Origin of the sequence: Variovorax soli NBRC 106424, from assembly GCF_001591385.1 — a bacterium.
GTDB classification, from domain to species: domain Bacteria; phylum Pseudomonadota; class Gammaproteobacteria; order Burkholderiales; family Burkholderiaceae_C; genus Variovorax; species Variovorax soli.
The window spans coordinates 1-21,102 of sequence record NZ_BCUU01000091.1 but is presented as its reverse complement, the minus strand read 5'-3'; the positions used below and the strand labels follow the sequence as shown (position 1 = coordinate 21,102).

At 68.8% G+C, this 21,102-nt stretch carries 16 protein-coding genes; 5 read left to right on the top strand and 11 right to left on the bottom strand.

The window, feature by feature from the left end; all coding sequences use genetic code 11:
* The 10 genes from VSO01S_RS21055 to VSO01S_RS21010 form a co-directional block, all read right to left on the bottom strand.
* On the bottom strand, window positions 1–625 hold a 625-nt coding region (locus tag VSO01S_RS21055; protein WP_068644763.1), incomplete at its 3' end, for a LysR family transcriptional regulator.
* Between the two features lie 76 nt (window positions 626–701).
* Window positions 702–2,246 (bottom strand): hybrid sensor histidine kinase/response regulator, encoded by a 1,545-nt coding sequence (locus VSO01S_RS21050; protein WP_068644762.1) that lies wholly within the window; start codon window positions 2,244–2,246, stop codon window positions 702–704.
* Window positions 2,243–3,751, bottom strand: a complete 1,509-nt coding sequence (locus tag VSO01S_RS21045; protein WP_068644761.1) for an ATPase domain-containing protein — start codon at window positions 3,749–3,751, stop codon at window positions 2,243–2,245. Before VSO01S_RS21045 ends, VSO01S_RS21050 begins: the two co-directional genes overlap by 4 nt.
* Before the next feature lie 57 nt (window positions 3,752–3,808).
* Entirely contained in the window at window positions 3,809–5,140 is a 1,332-nt protein-coding gene (gene fahA / locus VSO01S_RS21040) for a fumarylacetoacetase (protein ID WP_068644760.1), read from the bottom strand.
* A 4-nt stretch (window positions 5,141–5,144) separates the two neighbouring features.
* Window positions 5,145–5,954, bottom strand: coding sequence for a cyclase family protein (locus VSO01S_RS21035; RefSeq protein WP_068644759.1), 810 nt, complete (start codon window positions 5,952–5,954; stop codon window positions 5,145–5,147).
* A 26-nt stretch (window positions 5,955–5,980) separates the two neighbouring features.
* Window positions 5,981–6,745: an ABC transporter permease gene (locus tag VSO01S_RS21030; RefSeq protein ID WP_068644758.1), complete on the bottom strand. Its 765-nt coding sequence runs from the start codon at window positions 6,743–6,745 to the stop codon at window positions 5,981–5,983.
* Entirely contained in the window at window positions 6,742–7,518 is a 777-nt protein-coding gene (locus VSO01S_RS21025) for an ABC transporter permease (RefSeq protein ID WP_068644757.1), read from the bottom strand. The genes VSO01S_RS21030 and VSO01S_RS21025 overlap by 4 nt, the downstream gene beginning before the upstream one ends.
* On the bottom strand, window positions 7,511–8,293 hold the full coding sequence (locus VSO01S_RS21020; RefSeq protein WP_153305353.1) for an ABC transporter ATP-binding protein: 783 nt from the start codon (window positions 8,291–8,293) through the stop codon (window positions 7,511–7,513). Before VSO01S_RS21020 ends, VSO01S_RS21025 begins: the two co-directional genes overlap by 8 nt.
* A 23-nt stretch (window positions 8,294–8,316) precedes the next feature.
* Window positions 8,317–9,267 (bottom strand): ABC transporter substrate-binding protein, encoded by a 951-nt coding sequence (locus VSO01S_RS21015; RefSeq protein WP_068644755.1) that lies wholly within the window; start codon window positions 9,265–9,267, stop codon window positions 8,317–8,319.
* Window positions 9,264–10,007, bottom strand: coding sequence for a TetR/AcrR family transcriptional regulator (locus VSO01S_RS21010; RefSeq protein WP_068644754.1), 744 nt, complete (start codon window positions 10,005–10,007; stop codon window positions 9,264–9,266). Before VSO01S_RS21010 ends, VSO01S_RS21015 begins: the two co-directional genes overlap by 4 nt.
* 130 nt (window positions 10,008–10,137) lie before the next feature.
* Between VSO01S_RS21010 and VSO01S_RS21005 the strand changes: the two genes are divergently transcribed.
* Window positions 10,138–11,292, top strand: a complete 1,155-nt coding sequence (locus VSO01S_RS21005; RefSeq protein WP_068644753.1) for a serine hydrolase domain-containing protein — start codon at window positions 10,138–10,140, stop codon at window positions 11,290–11,292.
* 47 nt (window positions 11,293–11,339) lie between these two features.
* Here the strand turns inward: VSO01S_RS21005 and VSO01S_RS21000 are convergent, their stop codons facing one another.
* Entirely contained in the window at window positions 11,340–12,098 is a 759-nt protein-coding gene (locus tag VSO01S_RS21000) for an extensin-like domain-containing protein (protein ID WP_068644752.1), read from the bottom strand.
* Between the two features lie 137 nt (window positions 12,099–12,235).
* Between VSO01S_RS21000 and glgB the strand changes: the two genes are divergently transcribed.
* The 4 genes from glgB to VSO01S_RS20980 form a co-directional block, all read left to right on the top strand.
* On the top strand, window positions 12,236–14,149 hold the full coding sequence (glgB, locus tag VSO01S_RS20995) for a 1,4-alpha-glucan branching protein GlgB (RefSeq protein ID WP_245684278.1): 1,914 nt from the start codon (window positions 12,236–12,238) through the stop codon (window positions 14,147–14,149).
* A complete protein-coding gene (locus VSO01S_RS20990) occupies window positions 14,139–16,256 on the top strand; it encodes an alpha-1,4-glucan--maltose-1-phosphate maltosyltransferase (RefSeq protein WP_084242014.1) in 2,118 nt (705 codons plus the stop codon). The genes glgB and VSO01S_RS20990 overlap by 11 nt, the downstream gene beginning before the upstream one ends.
* A 753-nt stretch (window positions 16,257–17,009) precedes the next feature.
* Window positions 17,010–20,360 carry a maltose alpha-D-glucosyltransferase gene (treS, locus tag VSO01S_RS20985; RefSeq protein ID WP_068644751.1) on the top strand — a complete coding sequence of 1,117 codons (3,351 nt, stop codon included), beginning with the start codon at window positions 17,010–17,012 and terminating at the stop codon, window positions 20,358–20,360.
* A 30-nt stretch (window positions 20,361–20,390) separates the two neighbouring features.
* Window positions 20,391–21,102: mechanosensitive ion channel family protein (locus tag VSO01S_RS20980; protein ID WP_068644750.1), on the top strand; the 712-nt coding region annotated here is incomplete at its 3' end.

Below are 21,102 nucleotides of genomic sequence, written 5' to 3'. Positions count from 1 at the left end.
GGGCGAAGGCGGCCTGGAGCGTTGCGCGCAGCCCGTGCGAGGCGCTGGGCAGGATCAGCGGCAGCGCGCCCAGCTGCGCGAGCCGCACCTGGCGGCCGGCGGGCATGCCGGGCAGGTCGGCACGGCCGATGACGAAAAGCTTTTCGCCCAGGAGCGGCAGCACGCTCCAGCGGCGCGCGGTGTCCGCCTGGAACACGACCGCCAGGTCGAGCTGGCGCGAATTGAGCATGGACGCCAGGTGGCCGGACAGCGCCTCCACCAGGTGCAGGCGGACATCCGGATAGCGCTCGGCCATCGCCCGCATCAAGGGCACGCCCAGCACGGACGAGGTGGTGGGCGGCAGGCCGATGCTGACGTGGCCCGACAGCCGCGCCTGCTGCGCGGCGCGCACCGCTTCGTCGGCATGCCGCAGCGTGAGGTGGGCCTGCTGGAGAAAGGCGAGGCCGGCATCGGTGGGCGTGACGCCCGTGGAGCTGCGCCGCAGCAGGCGCGTGGACAGCTCGCTTTCCAGGCGGCTGATCTGCTGGCTGAGGGCGGAGGTTGCCAGGTCGAGCTCGAGCGCGGCACGCCCCATGCTGCGCAGCTCGCAGACCTTCACGAAGTAGCGCAGTTGCCTCAGTTCCATGGTGGGCTGGAGTAAACCACAAGCGGAAACCCGCGCCGCCGTTCTGCTGTGGAACAAGGCTGATGCCTTGCTGAACTCATTGCGCGCGGAGCACAGCCATCAGGTCCGGCAGGCTCAGTGGCTTGAGCAGATGGCGGTCGAACCCCGCCGCGGCGATGCGTTCCTTGTATTCCTCGCTGCCCCATCCCGTCAGCGCGATCAAGGTGATGGCGTCGCCGCCGGGCTCGGCCCGAAGACGCCGCGCCAGTTCGCAACCGTCCATGCCCGGCATTCCGATATCGAGCACGGCCAAGTCGAGCTTGCAGGAGCGCGCCTGTTGCAGCGCATCCTCCGCGTTGTAGGCAACGAGCGTGGTGGCGCCCATCGCGTTCAACAGCTCGACCAGGCTGTCCGCGGCATCCCGGTTGTCGTCGACAACGAGCACCACGCGTTCGAGCGGCGCCCCCGGCTGGTTGAGCGCGCCGGCACTGCCCGTCGGGACCCCCGGCGCACTCCTTTCCAGCGGTAGCCGCACGGTGAACGTGGCACCCCGGCCCAGGCCCTCGCTGGTGGTCTCGACACTGCCGCCATGCAGCTCGACCAGGCTCTTGACCAGCGTCAGGCCGATGCCGAGTCCGCCCTGTGCGACCCTGGCGGTTCCGCTCACCTGCGCGAACATCTCGAAGATCGAGTTCAGCGTGTCGGGCGCCAGGCCGGTGCCGGTGTCGCTGACCTCGATGACCGCCTGGCGGTTGTCACGCCGGGCAAGCACGTGGATCCGTCCACCGGCGGGCGTGTACTTGGCCGCGTTGTTCAGCAGGTTGGAGAAGACCTGCGTCAACCGGACCGCGTCGCCATGCACGACGAGCGGTTCGGCGGCGATCTCGACAGACAGCACATGGCCCGCGGGCTCGATGAACGGCCGGCTCAGTTCGATGGCGTCATCGATCACCGCATCGAGCAGCACAGGGCGCATCTGCAACTCGATCTTTCCGCGGGTGATTCGCGACACCTCCATCAGGTCGTTCACCAGACGCACCATGTGGTCCACCTGCCGGCGCATGAGCTCGAAGTACCGGTCGGACTCGTCGGGGCCGAGCCGCTTGCGCGACAGCAAGGACAGGGCGGTGCTGAGCGGCGCCAGCGGATTGCGCAGCTCATGCGCCAGCGTGGCGAGGAATTCGGTCTTGCGCTGGTCGGCTTCCCGCAGGCCCTCGAGCAGGCCGCGGATTTCGTACTGGCGGCGGCGCGAGCGCAAGGCGGTGCGCAGGGCGCTCACGAGCGCCGACACGCGCATCGGGCGCTCGATGACCGTGATGTTGGCAAACTCGTCCATCACCTTCGCGATGGCGCGCGAATCGGCACCCTGGCGGGCCAGCACGAGCAGCGGCACATCGGACCAGGGGCCTTGCACTTCCAGGGCGGACTTCAACTGCGCGATCGCGGCAACGGTGAGGACTTCTTCGGCCACCAGGAGCGCACCGGCACCTTGGGCCAGCTCGTGCGTGAGTTCGGCCATGTCGGCACACGCATGCGCATGCAGTTGTGCCCGTTCGAGCACGGCACTGGCGACTTGGGCGTCTTTGGAGGTCGCCGTCCGCAGCAGGACGCGAAATTCCAGATCGGTCGGCGATGCGCTCACGATGCCGACCGAACGCCATCGATGGGCACCGGCACGCCAGTGAGGATGCCGCGAAAGTTGCGCAGCGGCTCGCCGACGTGCACGCCGTCCGAGGCCAGCGAGAAGGCACGGATCGTCCGCTCGTGCGCGCCCCCTCGCTTCTTGAGCACCGAGATGGCTTGCCGCACTTCGCCATCGAGCTCGTAGTAGCGCAGGAGCACCACCGCATCGGCCAGGTAGCTGGCATCGACCGGTGTCTGCATCTGCATGCCGATCAGCCCGTGCTGCGCGCCCACGAGCATGGTGGCCACGCCGTTCTGGCCGAGGTAGGTCAACAGTTCGTGCAGCTGGACGATCAGGAACCGTTCGTCGGGCATCGCGTTCAGGTAGCCGTTCAGGCTGTCGATCACCACGATGCTGGCACCGTGCTGCTGGACCGCGAGGCGGATCTCGTGGACGAACTCGCCCGGCGACAGCTCCGCCGGATCGATCTGGCGCACGCGGATGTGCCCTGAATCGATATAGCGGGCGATATCCATGCCCATGCCCTTGCATCGGGTGCACAGCGTGTTGATGCTTTCGTCGAAGAGGAACAGCGCGGAGCACTCGCCGCGTCGGGCCGCCGCAATGGCGAACTGCACCGCCACGCTCGACTTGCCCGTGCCGGGGGCGCCGACGAAAAGGGTGCTGGTGCCCTTTTCGAGACCGCCGCCGAGCAGTTCGTCCAGCGTTGGCAGGTCGCTGGGAATGCGCGTCTGGGCCACGTTCGCCGCGTGTTCCGACGCCACGAGCCTTGGAAAGACCTGCAGGCCGCCGCGAACGATCTTGTAGTCGTGGAAGCCGGCGCGGAACTGCTGGCCGCGGTACTTGGTGATGACGACCCTGCGCCGAGACGTGCCGTAGTCGGGGTGCTGCTGTTCGAGCCGGATGACCGCGTGGGCAATGCTCTGGACCTGCAGGTCCTGGTCGACGGCGGTCAGGTCGTCGAGCAGCAGGACGGTACACATCCGGCCCGCGAAGAACTGCTTGAGTGCCAGTATCTGGCGCCGGTAGCGCAGCGACGAGCCGGCCATGAGCCGCAGTTCGGACAGCGAATCGAACACCACCCTGGACGGCCTCAGCTTCTCGACATCGGCCAGGATGCGCAGGGTGGTCTCGCCGAGCTCGACCTCGGAGGGGTGGAACATCGTGTGCTGCTCGTCCGGTTCCAGCGCGTCCTGCGGGGGCAGCATTTCGAGCACCGCAATGCCGCTGATGTCCCAGCCGTGCGAGAGCGCCACGCCGTCGAGCTCGGCCTTGGTCTCCGAGAGGGTGACGTACACCACCGACTCCCCGCGCGCGGCGCCTTCGCGCAGGAATTGGACGGCGACGGTGGTCTTGCCCGCGCCGGGCGCACCTTCAAGAAGATAAAGCCGATCCGGCGTGAGGCCGCCGCCCAGGATGTCGTCCAGTCCGGGAACGCCCGTCTGGAGCAGGGCGCGATGCGCGGCGTCGCCAACCTCGGGCGCCTGGTGGTCGTCGTTCATTCCTTCTCCAGCAATGGTCTCCCAGCGCAGGATACGCTCAAAGCATTGCCGGCAAGGTCAGACGGGGGCTTGCGATCGAGCCGGCAGCAACTGCCCGCGGCTTTCGCCGAAGCCGATGCGCGCCGCGCCGGGCTTTTCGCACCAGCCGCGCAGCATCACGGCGTCGCCGTCCTGCAGGAAGCCGCGTTCCTCGCCGTCGCCCAGCGGCACGGGCCGGGTGCCGCCGTAGGCCAGCTCGATCATCGCGCCCGCTTCGCCGGGCCCGGGGCCGGAGATGGTGCCGCTGCCCAGCAGGTCGCCGGGGTTGAGGACGCAGCCGCCCACGGTGTGGTGCGCCACCATCTGCGCCACGCTCCAGTACTGGTGCCTGAAGCTGGTCGACGACAGGCGCGCGGGGCCACGGCCTTCGCGGCGCGCACGCTGGCTTTCCAGCCAGACCTCCAGCCGGATGTCGATGGCGCCGGCCTCTCGGTTGGCGGGCGAATCCAGGTAGGCCAGCGGCTGCGGGTCGGTGGCGGGCCGGGGCCATGCCGTGCGGTAAGGCGCCAGCGCGTCCAGGGTCACGATCCACGGCGAGATGGTGGTGGCGAAGTTCTTGGCCAGGAAGGGGCCGAGCGGCGCCATTTCCCATACCTGGATGTCGCGCGCCGACCAGTCGTTGAGCAGGCAGATGCCGAAGATGTGCTGTTCGGCCTGCGCGATGTCGATGGGCTCGCCCGCCGCATTGCCCTGGCCGATCCAGATGCCCAGCTCCAGCTCGTAGTCCATGCGGGCGCAGGCCTGATAGACCGGTGCCTTGGCGCCCGGCGGCATCACCTGGCCCATGGGGCGGCGGAACTGCTGGCCGCTCACTCCAATGGTGGAAACGCGGCCGTGGTACGCAATGGGCAGCCAGCGGAAATTGGGCGTCACGTCGCCGTCGGCCAGCATCAGGCGCGTGCAGTTCACCGCATGGTCGAGCGAGGTGTAGAAGTCGGTGTAGTCGCCGATGCGCGCGGGCACGGTGTGTTCCGCCTCGCGCTGCGGCACCAGGCAGTCACGCACCAGGGCCGTCTGCGCGGGCGCGTCGTCCTTGAGCAGCGCGAACAAGGCATGGCGCAGCGCGCGCCAGGCGGCCGGGCCGAGGGCGAAGAAGTCGTTCAGCGCGGCTTGCGCCGCCGCGCGTGCAGCCTGCAGTGCGGGGCCTTGCAAGGCGCCGGTGCCGGCCAGCGCCGCCAGGTCCAGCACCTGGTCGCCGATGGCGACCCCGCCGCGAAAGGCCTCCTGCGTGCCGCCGCGGCGGAACACCGAGAAGGGCAGGTTCTGGATCGGGAAGTCCGTGCCCGCCGCGTTGGCCGATGCCAGCCAGCTGCGCGCGTTGGCGTCGTGGGTGTGGTCGATCGGGCTCATGGATCTACTTGCCCGAAGCCATCAGCGCGTCGTCGAAGATCGCGACCGCGCGCGTCCAGCCGGCCGAGGCGCCGCGGATCTTGTGCGGAAAGCAGCTGATGTAGAAGCCGTCGGCCGGCAGCGATTCCAGGTTGTGCAGCTTCTCGATGTGGCAGTAGCCGATGTCGCGGCCGGCCTTGTGGCCTTCCCAGATGAGGGAGGCGTCGTGCGACTCGCCGTACTTCTTCGCCGTGTGGACGAAGGGCGCGTCCCAGCTCCAGGCGTCGGTGCCGGTCAGGCGCACGCCGCGCTCCAGCAGGTACATGGTGGCTTCGTAGCCCATGCCGCAGCCGGCCGAGACGTAGTCGTTGTGGCCGTAGCGCGAGCCGGCGCGGGTGTTGACCACCACGATCTCCAGCGGCGCCAGCGTGTGGCCGATGCGCTTGAGTTCGGCCTCCACGTCCTCGGCCGTGACCACGTAGCCGTCCTCGAAGTGGCGAAAGTCCAGCTTCACGCTGGGCTGGAAGCACCATTCCAGCGGCACGTCGTGGATGGCGATGGCGGGCTTCTTCTGCCCGTTCTTCGCATCCATGGTGGAGTGGAAGTGGTAGGGCGCATCCAGGTGGGTGCCGTTGTGGGTGGACAGCTGCACCAGCTCCACCGCCCAGCCTTCGCCGTCGGGCAGGTCCTCCTTCTTGAGGCCCGGAAAGAAGGGCTCGATCTGCGCAAAGGTGTTCTCGTGCGTGAAGTACTCGATCTTGGGCGCGAAGGCGGGCGGGTCGCTCAGCACGTCGTTTTCCAGGAAGATCGACAGGTCGACGAATTTGCGGGGCATGTTGTTCTCCAGGGTTGTGTTTGGTGTCAGGGCCGCTGCCAGCGCAGCAGCTTCTTTTCGGCCAAGGCCAGCAGCGCGTTGCTCGCGAAGCCGATCAGGCCCAGCAGCACGATGCCGGCGAACAGGTCGCTCGCGCGAAAGGCGCGCGCCGCGAGCAGGATGGCCTGGCCCAGGCCGCTTTGCGAGGCGATCATTTCGCCCACCACCGCGACGATGAGCGAGATGGTGAGCGCCAGCCGCATGCCCGCCAGGATGTCGGGCATGGCGTTGGGCAGGCCCACCTTCCACACGAAGGCGGCGCGCGGCATCTGCAGGCAGCGGGCCACTTCACCCAGGCGAGGCTCCACCGTGGCAAAGCCGTGTACCGTGGCCAGCAGCACCGGCCACATGGCGCCGAAGGCCACCACGAACAGCACCATGCCGGGGCTGAGGCCGAAGATGGAAATGGCCAGCGGCAGCAAGGCCGAGGCCGGCAGCGGCCGGATGAATTCCAGCGTGGGCTGCACCCAGGCGCGCACCGTGGGCGAGACGCCGATGGCCGCACCCAGCGCCACGCCCACCAGCGAGGCGAGCAGCCAGCCCAGCAGCATGCGGCTGACTGTTGCCCAGGTGAAGTCGAGCAGGTCCGCGCGCAGGCCTTCGGCCAGGCTGGCGAGCGTGGCCTGCGGCGTGGGCAGGAACACGCGGCTGACCCAGCCTGCGTTGCTCGCGACCCACCACAGCGCGACGAGTGCCGCCAGCAGTGCGATGGAGCCCAGCCACGTCGAGCCGGTCGTGGTGCGCGCGCTCACAGCACGGCTCCCATGCGGCGCGCCACCTTGCGCTGCAACTGCAGCATCAGCGCATTGACCGCCACGCCCACCACGCCGATCCAGCCCAGCCAGGCCAGCATCAGCGCCGGGTCGAAGCTCTGCTGCGCGATCATCATCGCGTAGCCCATGCCGTGCGGGTTGGCGGCAATCTCCACCGTCACGGCCACCACCAGCGCCACCGCCACGCCCAGGCGCAGCGCCACGAACAGGCGCGGCACGATGGCCGGCAGCACGATCTTCCAGGCGCGCTCGCGGCGCGACAGGCCCAGCACGCGGCTCACCTCCAGCAGGCGCGGCTCCACCTGCTGCACCGCCGCCTGCACCAAGAGCAGCAAGGGCCAGAAGGTGGCGAACGCGACGATGGCCACCTCCATGCGCAGGCCGAAGCCGAACATCAGCATGGCCAGCGGAATGAGCGCCACCGAGGGCACGGGCCGGAAAACCTCGACGGTGAGAAAGCTCACGCCGGCCGCGCGCCGCGACAGGCCCAGCACGATGCCCAGCAGGGTGCCCAGGCCCGCGCCCACCAGCAGGCCCAGCGCGGCGGTGCCGAGGGTGAAGCCGGTGGCCTGCCAGAGCGATCCGTCCATGGCCGCGCCGGCCAAGGCGTGCAGTGCCGCACTGGGCGGGGCCAGTGCATCGCTGCCCAGTGCCGAGGCGCGCCGCGCATAGGCTTCGTAGCCGCCCAGCAGCACCAGCGGAAAGATCCAGGGGCGCACGGCGCGCCACAGTGCGCCTTTGTCGCTAGTCATGGCCCTGCTCGATGAAGTTGAACAGCTCGCGCCGCAGCCGCAGGAACTCGGGGTGCTCCTTGGTCGAGAGCTGGTCGCGCGGGCGCGGTATGGCCACCTCGATCATGCGCGCCAGGCTGGGGCGGCCCGGGCCGGGATTGGCCTGCAGCGCGATCACGCGGTCGCCCAGGTAGATGGCTTCCTCCAGGTCGTGCGTGACGAAGAGCACCGTGAGGCCGTCGTCCCGCACCAGGCGCGCGAGCTCGTCCTGCAGGCTCTGGCGGGTGAGGGCGTCGAGCGCGCCGAAGGGCTCGTCCATCATCATGAGCTCGGGCTTTTGCGCCAGGCACCGGGCGATCTGCGCGCGCTGCTGCATGCCGCCCGACAGCTGCACCGGAAACTTCTGCCCATGCCTCGCCAGGCCCACCTTGCCCAGCACATCGGCAATGCGCGCCGGCCGCTCGGCCGCGGGCACGCCGGCGGCCTCCAGCGCCAGGCTCACGTTGCCTTCCACCGTGCGCCAGGGCAGCAGGGCGCGGCCGTAGTCCTGGAACACGAAGGCCACTTCGCGCGACGGCTCGACCATGGCGCGGCCCTTGCGCCGCACTTCACCCGCGCTGGCGGCCACCAGCCCGCTGGCCGCGCGCAGCAGCGTGGTCTTGCCGCAGCCGCTGGGCCCCACGATGCAGACGAACTCGCCCCGCGCCACGTCGAAGCTGGTGGGCGAGAGGATCTCGCGCCCGCCCAGGCGGATCGACACGCCGTCGAAGCGCAGGAAGGGCTCGGCCGTGGCCACGCCCGCGGGCAGGTCGTTGGGCTTCACTTGACGATCAGCCGGGAGATGTCGAGGGAAGTCTTGAGCATGTCCTGCTCCTTCATCAGGCCCACCCAGTAGGCCAGCTGCTGCTCGCTCACCGTGGGGCCGGGCGGCGAGATCTGCACCTTGGCCAGCACGTCGGCCGGCAGCTTGATGTACTTGCCGATGCTGGCGCGCACCTTGGCGTCATTCTTCGGCTGCTGCATGAAGGCGGCGCCTTCCTGCACCGCTTCGCGAAAGCTCTTCGCCGCGGCCGGGTTCTTCTGCACCCACTCGCGCTTGGCCACGTGCACGATGGTGTGCTTGTTCTCGGGCAGGAAGGTCGAGTAGTACGACGCCACGTAGCCCGCGCCGCTGTCGGTGATGCGGCTCATGAAGGGGTCGGCCGACACCACCGCGTCCACCGAGCCGCCGCGCAGCAGGTCCGCATGCTGCGGAAAGGCGGCCTCGATGAAGTTGACCTTGCGCCAGTCCACGCCGCTGTCCTTGAGCCAGGCGCGGAAGGTCACGTGCAGGAAGGCGCCGAGGCCCGGCACGCCGATCTTCTTGCCCACGCAGTCCTGCGCGGACTTGATGTTGGAGCCGGCGCGCGCCACCAGGCCGAAGCCGGTGATGGTCTTGGAGGTGAGGCCGCCGCCGGCCACGGCCTGCAGGTCCAGGCCGCCGTCGACCGCCTGCAGGAACACCGAGGGCGTGGGCCCGCCGATCTGCAGCGAGTCGGATTGCAGCGCGGCGGGAATGGTGGAGTTGAGCGGAATGAACTTGCATTCCACGTCCAGGTTGCGCTTCTTGAAATAGCCTTCCTCGGCCGCGACGAAGACCGAGGCGAAATCGGTCACCGCCGTGTAGCCGAACACGATCTTGCTGCTGTCCTGCGCGCGCACCGGCAGTGCGTGCACGGCGGCCGCGGCGCCCATGGCGGTGAGCAGGGTGCGTCGTTGGATGCTCTTCATGAAGCTTGTCTCCTGGTTTTGCTCTTGGTGGGGATGGATGACGATGATGTGGCGCGAGGCCGCGGCAGCGCCCCGCGCAGCCCGGCGACGATGAAGTTGCGCAGCAGCGTGCCCGCGCCGGGGTCGGCGGCATGGTCTTCGCCGCCCGAGAGGCGCTCCACGCGGGTGTCCGTCAGGTGGTGCAGCAATGCCCCCAGCGCGAACTGGTAGCCCCAGGCCACCTGCCCGCGCGTGGCATGGGGCAGGGCGCGCTGCAGCGCGTCGATGAAGGCGATGGCCAGCGGGTCGAAGTAGCGGCGCAGCACGCGGTCGGCTTCGTCGGTGGCATGCGACAGCTCGCGCGCCACCAGCAGGGCGTAGTACTCGCCCTCGGCGCTGGCGCGCAGCTGCAGCACCGGGTCGATGAAGGCCTCGATGATGCGCGGCAGGGTCTGCGCGCTGGCCGGGTCGATGCGCACCGCTGCCAGCGCGGCCAGGCGCTCTTCGATGGTGTGGTTCCACTGCTCGAAGATGGCTTCGAACAATGCGTTCTTCGGCCCGAAGTAGTAGCCCACCAGCGCCAGCGGCACGCCGGCCTCGTCGGCGATCTGCCGCAGGCTCACCGCGTGGTAGCCGTGCCTGGAAAACAGCCGCTCGGCCGCCAGCAGGATGGCCTGGCGCCGGTCGATACGGGGCGCCTCGGGCAAGGACGAGGTGGCACGTGCGGAGCGTGCTTGCGCGGCAGACGGGCGGGGGCTCATCGGAGGATATTGAACACTTGTCCAAATTCCTTGGACAACCGTACAAACCCGTGATCGGCTTTGACAGTACCCGCCTGCGCGCACAAGATTCGAACGCGCTGGGTCGCCCAGCCCGGCGAAGGAGACAACCATGGCCTTTGACGGATCGGCGATCAAGGCGCTGCTGGACGGCGCGGTTTCCAACGGTGCCGTGCACGGCATCGCGGCGATGGTGGTGGGCCCGGGCGGGCCGCTGTTCCATCATGCGGCCGGCGAGGCGCACGAGAACACGATGTTCCGCAATGCATCGATGACCAAGGCGGTGGCGACCACCGCCGCCCTGCAGTTCGTCGAGCGCGGAAAGCTCGAGCTGGACGCAACCGTCGAGTCGATCCTGCCGGAGTTCGGCGCGCTGCAGGTGCTGGACGGTTTCGACGGCGACACGCCGCGCCTGCGTCCGCCCGCCAGCCAGGCCACGGTGCGCCAGCTGATGACGCACTCCGGCGGCCTGGGCTACTTCTTCCTCAGCGAGAAGCTGCAGCGTTTCCATGAGGTGACGGGCGAGCCCCACGTGCTCACCGGCTTGAAGCGCAGCCTGCACGTGCCGCTGGTGAGCGACCCGGGTACAACCTGGGAGTACGGCACCAACACCGATTGGCTCGGACTCGTGGTCGAGAAGCTGTCGGGCCAGGGCCTGGAAAGCTACCTGCAGGAGCATGTGTACGGTCCGCTGGGCATGACCGACACGACCTTCAAGCCCAACGCGGAGCAGCGGGCCCGGCTGCTGCGCGTGATGCAGCGACAGCCGGATGGTTCGCTGGCGCCTTCGCGGCTGGATTTACCGCCAACGTCCGAGTGGGAGGCCGGCGGCCACGGCTCGTACGGAACGATCCAGGACTACGGCCGCTTCATGCAGGCATGGCTCGACGACGGCGGGGGCATCCTCGACCGCGCGACCGTGGAGATGGCCCTGCGCAACCACCTGGGCGAGATCCAGGTGCCGGCGCTGATGAAGTCCACCGTGCCCGAGCTGTCGAACGACGTGCCCGCGCTGCCGGTGCCGCAAAGCTGGGGCCTGGGCTTCCACCTCACACTGGCGGACCTGCCGGGCATGAGAAGCGCCGGCACCGGCGACTGGGCGGGGGTCTTCAACTCCTACTACTGGATCGATCGCACGAAGCGAATCGGCGGCGTGCTGATGACGCAGCTGCTGCCTTTCTTCGACGCGCAGGTCGTCGAGACGCTCATCGGCTTCGAGATGGCGGTCTATCAGCAGGTGGGTGCGGCCGTACCTGCTCAGGTCTGAACACGCGCCTGGCAGGCGGCCGCGCGCTCGGACGCGGGCGCGCGAACCTAGCGGCAGCTGCGCCAGCCACCCACCTCCAGGTGGAAATGGTCGGCGTGCAACGCATTGAAGTCCGGCCCGAGCACGCCGTCGAACAGGCCGCAGGCGCCCTTGTGGACCTTGCGCAGGAAGACCGCCTTCGAGCCAGCTTTGGCAGGGTCGGTGGTGGGCGCCCAGTCGCGGCTGATGTTGACGACGGCATGCCCGCCGTCGGCTCGGGCGAAGGCCGCCACGTCCAGTGCGTCGGCGGTCGCATGGCGGCTGCGTCGGCCGGGGCCGCCTTCGGCCGGCGGCCGGCCGGTCACCACGTTGCGGCAGGCATAACTGCCCAGGTGGTCGATGCGGCTGATGCGCGTGCCCAGCTGCTCGGCGGCGGCCGGCTGCAGCACGTGGCGTTCCCACAGGGCGAAGGCGAGGGCCGCGCGGCAGCTCAGCAGCGCGGGCGAACTCAGCGCCAGGTCCTCGGCGCCGCGCAGGCGCACTGCATTGTTCAGCGCGCAGCCCTCGCCGAGGACGCGGTCGGGCACCCGCTCGAATCGTGCGCCCGCGGATTCGAGCAGCGCCATGCACCGGCCCGCATTGCGCTGCGCGCGCTCCAGCTTGATGCGGGTGAGCAGGTTGGGCGCCTCGGCGGGATCCAGCTCGGCCCAGGGGTTGTAGCGTGCCGGAACGGCAATCCACCCTGCATGCAGTGCCCAGCCGGCCCCCAGCACGGCGGCAAGGAAAAGGAGCGCGGCAAGCCGGGCGGGGCGGAACGACGAGCGCATGCTGGGCCCAGCATGGCCTTCGGCCGGGCCAGCCCATGTAGGCCGGCAGCCACGCCTGCCGCGTGAGCCGTGTCCGACACGATGTCGGCGGTTTCGTCCTGCGCGCCGCCAGCGCCGGCGGCACTAGAACTAGCGGTGTGGCAAATGCGCACGAGAGTCCCGTTCTGCCGGAAGTCTTCGGCGAGACAGACGCCTATCTGTTTCGGGAGGGCACGCATGCCGGGCTGTATCGCTGCCTGGGGTGCCAGCTGGACGCGGACGGCGAGGGCGCCACCTTCGGCGTGTGGGCACCCAACGCCACCCATGTTTGGGTGATGGGCGACTGGAACAGCTGGCAGCACGAGGCCGAGCCCCTGTCGCCGCGCTGGGACGGCACCGGCATCTGGCAGGCGCATTGCGCCGATGCGCGCCTGGGCCATGCCTACAAGTACCGCATCCGCACCAGGAGCGGGCGCATCCTCGAAAAGGCCGATCCGCTGGCCCTGTACGCCGAGCGCCCGCCACAGACCGCCTCGCGCATCTGGTCGCTCGACTACGCGTGGGGCGACGGCGGCTGGATGCTGCGGCGCGGCGCGGCCAATGCGCTGGACGCGCCGGTCTCCATCTACGAGGTGCACGCCGGCTCCTGGCGCCGTCGCGACGGCGAGCCGCTGAACTACCGCGAACTGGCGCACGAGCTGGCCGACTATGCGGCGCGGCTGGGCTTTACCCATGTGGAGCTGATGCCGATCACCGAGCACCCCTTCTACGGCTCGTGGGGCTACCAGACGACAGGCTACTTCGCGCCCACCGCCCGCTACGGCACGCCGCAGGACTTCATGTACCTGGTGGATCACCTGCACCAGCGCGGCATCGGCGTGCTGCTGGACTGGGTGCCTTCGCACTTTCCGACCGATGCGCACGGGCTGGCCCACTTCGACGGCACGCAGCTGTACGAGCATGCGGACCCGCGCCAGGGCTTTCATCCGGAGTGGAACTCGGCCATCTTCAACTACGGGCGCAACGAGGTGCGCAGCTTCCTCATCTCGTCGGCCCTGTTCTGGCTGGAGCACTACCACCTGGACGGCATCCGGGTCGACGCGGTGGCCTCGATGCTTTATCTCGACTACGCGCGCAGCCACGGCGAGTGGATTCCCAACCGCCACGGCGGGCGCGAGAACCTGGAGGCGATCGACTTCCTGCAGGAACTCAACCGCGCCGTGTACCGGGAGCACCCCGACACCTTCACGGTGGCGGAGGAATCGACCGCCTGGCCGAAGGTGTCGCGGCCCACCGACATGGGGGGCCTGGGCTTCGGCCTGAAATGGAACATGGGCTGGATGCACGACACGCTGGCCTACTGGCGCGAAGACCCGCTGTACCGCACGCACCACCACGACCGGCTGACCTTCTCGCTGGTCTACGCCTTCCACGAGAACTTCGTGCTGCCGCTCTCGCATGACGAGGTGGTGTACGGCAAGGGCTCGCTCATCGGAAAGATGCCCGGCGACACGTGGCAGCAGTTCGCCAACCTGCGGCTGCTGCTGGCCTACATGTGGGCGCATCCGGGCAAGAAGCTGCTGTTCATGGGCGGCGCGTTTGCGCAGCGGCGCGAATGGACGCACGAGGGCGAGCTGGAGTGGTGGGTGGCCGAGCGGCCCGAGCATGCGGGCGTGCAGCACCTGGTGGGCGAGCTCAACCACCTGCTGCGCACCGAGCCGGCGCTGCACGAGATCGACTTCGAGGGCGACGGCTTCGAATGGATCGACGCCAGCGACCGCACCCACAGCATCATCGCCTTCCTGCGCAAGCCGCGCCGGGGCGAGCCGGTGCTGGTGGTGTGCAACCTCACGCCGCAGCCGCGCCAGAACCACTGCCTGGGCGTGCCCGGCGGCGGCACCTGGCGCGAGATTCTCAACAGCGATGCCGAGCCCTTCGGCGGCGCCGGCTGGGGCAATCTGGGCGCGGTGCGCGCCGCACCCATGAAGGCCCACGGCCGCAAGCACGCGCTGTGCCTCACGCTGCCGCCGCTGTCGGTGCTCTACCTGAAGAAGGACCGCGATGCCTCCTAGCAAGGGCCTGTCCTTTCTTCGCGAGGCCATCGTGGGCTGCACCGGGGCCGAGGACGTCGCGGCAGCCGACGCGGACCCGCGCGCACCGCACGCGCTGGACGCAGCCGACGGCCGAGCGCGTGCGGTGGTCGATGCCGTGCTGCCGGTGGTGGACGGCGGGCGCTTCGCCGTCAAGCGGGTGGCGGGCGAATGCGTGGCCATCGAGGCGCATGTCTTCACCGACGGCCACGACGTGCCCCGCGTGATGCTGCAGTGGTGGAAGGAAGGCAGCACCCGCCGCGAAGAGCTGCCGATGAAGCTGCGCTACAACGACGAGTGGCATGCCAGCTTCGTCGCGCCGGCGCCGGGCCGCTACCGCTACACGGTGGTGGCCTGGGTCGATGCCTTCGAGTCGTGGCACCACGAGATGGAGCGGCGCATCGAGCCGCAGGACATCCGCATTGCGGCCCGCGTGGGCGCGCAGGACATCCGCGCCGCCGCGGCGCGGGCCAGCGGCTCCGACCGGGACGAACTGGAAGCCTGGGCCGCCGCGCTGGACGCCGGCGCGGCCGATGCCGACATGGACACCGCCGCGCTCAAGGCCTTGGCGCTGGATGAACAGCGCACCGCCACCGTTCGCCGCTTTCCGGACCGGCAGTTGCAAGTGAGTTATGGCGCCGAGCTGCCTTTGGTGGTGGAGCGCCTGCGCGCCCGCTTCAGCAGCTGGTACGAGCTGTTCCCGCGCTCGGCCGGCGGCGAGCCCGGCGTGCACGGCACGCTGCGCGACGTGGCGGCCCGCCTGCCGCTGGTGGCGGCCATGGGCTTCGACGTGCTGTACATGCCGCCCATCCATCCCATCGGGCGCGTGCAGCGCAAGGGCCGCAACAACACGCTGGTGGCCGAGCCCGGCGACGTGGGCAGCCCCTGGGCCATCGGCGCGGAGGAGGGCGGCCACAAGGCACTGCTGCCCGAGCTGGGCACGCTGGAAGACTTCCAGGCGCTGGTGGCCGACGCGCTGCAGCTGGGCGTGGAGATCGCGATGGACATCGCCTTCCAGTGCGCGCCGGACCACCCCTATGTGAAGGAGCACCCGTCCTGGTTCCGCTGGCGGCCCGACGGCACCGTGCAATACGCGGAGAACCCGCCGAAGAAGTACCAGGACATCTACCCCTTCAACTTCGAGAGCGAGGACTGGCAGAACCTGTGGCGCGAGCTGAAAAGCGTGATCGACGTATGGATCGCGCAGGGCGTGAAGATCTTCCGCGTCGACAACCCGCACACCAAGTCCTTCGCCTTCTGGGAGTGGACCATCGGCGAGGTCAAGCGCGAGCACCCCGACGTGATCTTCCTGGCCGAGGCCTTCACCCGGCCCAAGGTGATGCACCGGCTGGCCAAGCTGGGCTATTCGCAGTCCTACACCTACTTCACCTGGCGCAACAGCAAGGAAGAGCTGACGAAATACTTCACCGAGCTGACCGAGCCGCCCGGCGTGGACTACTTCCGGCCCAACGTGTGGCCGAACACGCCCGACATCCTGCACGCCAGCCTGCAGGGCGGGCAGGAGGCGGTGTTCAAGTCCCGCCTGGTGCTGGCCGCGACGCTCTCGGCCAACTACGGCATCTACGGGCCGGCGTATGAGCTGATGGAGTACCTGCCGCGCGTCACCAACGGCATCGCGGCCGAGGAATACGTCGATTCCGAGAAATACCAATTGCGCCACTGGGACTGGTCGCCCGACGCCGGGCTGCGCCCGCTCATCACCCGCATCAACGAGATCCGGCGCGCCAACGAGGCGCTGCAGGACAACCGAAGCCTCAGGTTCCTGAACATCGACAACGACCACCTCATCGCCTACATGAAGCAGTCGGAAGACGGCACCAACGTGATCGTCACCGTCGTGAACCTGGACCCGTGGAACACGCAGACCGGCTGGCTTGCGCTGGATCCGCGCGAGCTGGGCATCGAGGAGGACCAGCCCTTTCAGATGCACGACCTGCTGACCGATCAGCGCTTTGTCTGGCGCGGGCGGCATCACTACATCCTGCTCGATCCGCACCGGCTGCCGGCACATGTGATGTCGGTGCGGCGGCGTCTTCGCGACGAGCGCGATTTCGACTATTTCCAATAAGGCTGCGGACGCCATGAACGAGTTCGCAAAGCTTGATTCGTTGCTGCCTGGGTTTTGGGTGCCCTGGATGCGTTCGGGGTGGGCGTGGCTCGGCAGGCCCTTGGGGCCGGGGGCTCGTACCGGGGCGGTCGATGCCTTCGGCATCGACTCCGCTGCGGTGCTCGCGCCGGGGGCTTGTGCGGCAGAACTCGCTGCGCGACTGCGTCGCTACGCTCAAACAGCTGCCGCAAGTCAGATGTGGAAGCTTGTGTGTGTCCTTCGGCACACACAAGCAAGCCCCCGGCGCTCCGCTCCTCGCCGCCCCGGAAGTCGCCCCCGGCCCCAAGGGCCTGCCGAGCCACGCCTGGAGACGTTGTGTCAGTTCCAACGGCGTCAAACACGGGGATGCGGCCGTTCGTTTGCCATACCAGCTCCGCGTTGCACGACCGAAATCCCGCACGACGTGTCCTGGCAAAGGTCTGTGGGCCCCGGCCCCGCAGCGCGCCTCTCGGGCGCCGAGCAGCGCAGCGGAGCCGGCCCGCTTGTGTGTGCCGAAGGACACACACAAGCTTCGTCATCTAGCTTGCGGCAGCTGTTTGAGCGCAGTGAACGAAGTGAACGCAGCGAGTTCTGCCGCAGGGCCGGCTCCGCGAGCAGCGCAGGGCAGTCGGCGAAGCCGACCGCACGAGTGGCGCGCTGCGGGGCCGGGGCACACAGGCCTTTCCCTGCGCGCCACCCTCACAAGACACAAGAGCACCAAAAGAGGAGCCCCCCATGAGCGGACCCCTGCCACGTCTTGCCCTCGAAACCACAGAAATTGATACCCGCGGCGACCCCACGTGGTATCGCGACGCCGTGATCTACCAGCTCAACGTCAAGGCCTTCTACGACTCCAACGGCGACGGCATCGGCGACTTCAAGGGCGTGACCAGCAAGCTCGACTACGTCAAGGAGCTGGGCGTCAACACCATCTGGCTCATGCCATTTTTCCCGTCGCCGCTCAAGGACGACGGCTACGACATCGCCGCCTACGAAGGCGTCAACCCGCAGTACGGCACGCTGGATGACTTTCGCGAAATGCTGGATGAAGCCCACCAGCGCGAACTGCGGGTGATCATCGAGCTGGTCATCAACCACACCTCCGACCAGCATCCGTGGTTCCAGGCCGCGCGCAAGGCCCCCAAGGGCTCGCCCGAGCGCGACTTCTATGTGTGGAGCGACACCGACGAGCTCTACCAGGGCACCCGCATCATCTTCACCGACACCGAGAAATCCAACTGGACCTGGGACCCGGTGGCCAAGGCCTATTTCTGGCACCGCTTCTTCAGCCACCAGCCCGATCTGAACTTCGACAACCCCGAAGTGCTCGAGGCCGTCTTCCGCGTCATGCGCTTCTGGCTGGACATGGGCGTGGACGGCTTCCGGCTCGACGCCATTCCCTACCTCGTGGAGCGCGACGGCACCAGCAACGAAAACCTGCCCGAAACCCATGTGGTCATCAAGAAGCTGCGCGCCGCCATCGACGCCAACTACGAGAACCGCTTCCTGCTGGCCGAGGCCAACATGTGGCCCGAAGACGTGCGCGAGTACTTCGGCGAGGGCGACGAGTGCCACATGGCCTACCACTTCCCGCTCATGCCGCGCATGTACATGGCCATCGCCCAGGAAGACCGCGACCCCATCGTCGAGATCCTGCAGCAGACGCCCGACATTCCCGAAGGGTGCCAGTGGGCCATCTTCCTGCGCAACCACGACGAGCTCACGCTGGAGATGGTCACCAACCGCGAGCGCGACTACATGTACACCACCTACGCGGCGGACCTGCAGGCGCGCATCAACCTGGGCATTCGCCGGCGCCTGGCGCCGCTCATGGAAAACAACAAGGAGGCCATCCGCCTCATGAACGGCATGCTGCTGTCCATGCCCGGCTCGCCCATCATCTACTACGGCGACGAGCTGGGCATGGGCGACAACGTCTTCGTGGGCGACCGCAACGGCGTGCGCACCCCCATGCAGTGGAGCCCCGACCGCAACGCCGGCTTCTCGCGCGCCGACCCGCAGCGGCTGTACCTGCAGCCGATCATGGACCCCATCTACGGCTACGAGGCGCTCAACGTCGAGGCGCAGCTGCGCGACAAGAGCTCGCTCCTGCACTGGACGCGCCGCATGCTGGCCGTGCGCAAGACCAGCCGCGCCTTCGGCCGCGGACAGCGCACCTTCCTCAAGCCGGGCAACCGCAAGATCCTGGCCTACATCAGCGAGCATGACGGCGACGTCATCCTGGCCGTGTTCAACCTCTCGCGCGCTGCCCAGCCGGTGGAGCTTCAGCTTTCGGCCTACAAGGGCCGCGTGCCGGTGGAAATGCTCGGGCGCACCTCCTTCCCGCCCATCGGCGAGCTGCCGTACCTGTTGACCTTGCCCTCGCACGGCTTCTACTGGTTCCGCCTGGCCGAAGAGGCGCCGGTGCCCACCTGGCACCAGGAAAGCGTGGGCCTGCGCGATCGGCCGGTGCTGGTGCTGTTCGACGGCTGGACGAGCCTGTTCAAAGACAAGGTCATGCCCTGGCGCATCGGCTTTGCCGACCGCCTGCGCCAGCAGTTCGAGCGCGACACGCTGCCGCCGCACATCCAGGTGCAGCGCTGGTACGGCTACAAGAGTTCCATCGTCACGCGCGCCGTGCTGCGCGACCATGCCATCTTCGAATCGGCAGCGGCGGCGGCGGCCGGCGGCGGCAAGCGCTGGATGCTGCCGCTGCTGGACCTGGAAGGCCCGCCCGAGCCCGCCACCTACTTCATGCCGCTGGCCATCGCCTGGGAAGAGGGCGAGGAAGAGCGCGTCAAATGCCTGGAGCGCGCCGCCATCGCCAAGATCCGCCAGCAGGCCAACGTGGGCCTGATGGGCGATGCCTTCTTCGACGAGGCCTTCTGCCGCGCCATCGTGCGCGCCATGCTCGAAGGCACCACGCTGCCGACGGAAGCCGGCGGCCGGCTGCACTTCCGCGCGACGCAGCGCGTGGGCGAGCTGGCCGGCCAGGACATCGACGCGCTGCCGGTGAGCCCACCCACCGCGCAGAGCAGCAACACGGTGGTGATGCTGAACGAGAGCCTGTTCCTCAAGGGCTACCGGCAGATCCGCCCCGGCATCAACCCCGAGCTGGAGATGGGGCGCTTTTTGACCGAGGTGGCGGGCTTCGCCAATTCGGTGCCGGTGCTGGGCGCCATCGAGTACGAGGCGGCCGACGGCACCGTGGGCACGCTGGGCCTGCTGCAGGCCTACGTGGTCAACCAGGGCGACGGCTGGAGCTACACGCTGGCCTACCTGGAGCGCTACCTGGCCGAGGCGCGCGACACCGACGGCGGCGACGCGCGGGCCGACCCGCACGGCGCCTTCCTGGCCCTCGTCCACATCCTGGGCCAGCGCACGGCGCAGCTGCACAACGCGCTGGCCATCCAGAGCGGCAACCCCGACTTCGATCCCGAGCCGATGAGCGCCCAGGACCTGGAAGCGGTGCGCAACGCCGTGCGCGAGGACGGCCGCGCCACCCTGGCCCTGCTGCGCGAGCGCGCCGCGGCCTTGCCCACGGCGGCGCAGCAGGACATCGAACGCCTGCTGGCGGGCGCCCAGCGCATCGAGAACTTCGTCGATGCCATGCGCTTCAATGCCGGCGGCGCGCACTACCGCTCGCGCTACCACGGCGACTACCACCTGGGCCAGGTGCTGGTGGCCTTCAACGACTTCTTCATCATCGACTTCGAGGGCGAGCCGGCCCGGCCGCTGCCCGAGCGGCGCGCCAAGCATTCGCCGCTGCGCGACGTGGCCGGCATGCTGCGCTCCTTCGACTACGCCCGCTGGAGTGCGCTGCGGCGCGAGGCGCAGAACGCGGACGAGCTGGCCCGGTTGGGCGCCGTCGCGCTCGACTGGGTGCAGCAGACCAGCCACGCCTTCCTCGAGGGCTACACCGCGGCGCTGCAGCTGCGGCCCGAGGCGGTCGACCCGCAGCTGCTCGCGCTGTTCGAGCTCGAGAAGGCGTACTACGAGCTGCGCTACGAGATGGAGAACCGCCCCGACTGGCTGGCCGTGCCCCTGCAGGGGATCCTGGCCATGGTCGAGCGGGCCTCGCGTTAGGCCATCGGGCGCAAGAGGAGGAACTTCCACATGGACAGCCTTTCATTTCAACTGGAGCCGCTGCGCGCCTTCCTGGTGCAGGTCGGTGCCTACATGCCGCGCGTGCTGCTGGCCGTGGCGGCGGTGCTGGCCGCCTGGCTGCTGGCCAAGGTGGTGCGATACACGGTGGTGCGCGGCCTGCATGCCATCAACTTCCAGGTGCTCACCGAGCGCTCGGGCATGGACAACTTCCTGCGCCAGGGCGGCATGGCGGTGGACGCCAGCGCGGTGTTCGCCGCACTGGCCTACTGGCTGGTGATCCTGGTCGGGCTCACGGTGGCCATCAACGCGCTGGGCCTGACCTACGTGGCCGACCTGGTGGGGCGGGTGCTGTGGTTCATTCCCAATGTGTTCGTGGCCTTGCTCATCCTCGCCTTCGGCGCCTACTTCGCCAAGTTCCTGGGCGATGCGGTCACCGGCTACGGCCGCAGCGAGCACATGCAGGACGCGCCCCTGCTGGGCAAGGTGGTGCAGGGCGCCATCCTGCTGTTCGTGATGCTGATTGCGCTGGACCAGGTCAAGATCGGCGGCGACATCGTGCGCCAGAGCTTCCTGATCATCCTGGGCGGCGTGGTGTTCGCACTGGCGCTGGCCTTCGGCCTGGCCGGCAAGGACTGGGCGGCCGAGCGCATCGAGGAATGGTGGCCGCGCGGCGGCACCGGGCGCGCCAGCCGCACCGTGCGCCCGCCGGACGTGTCGCCGG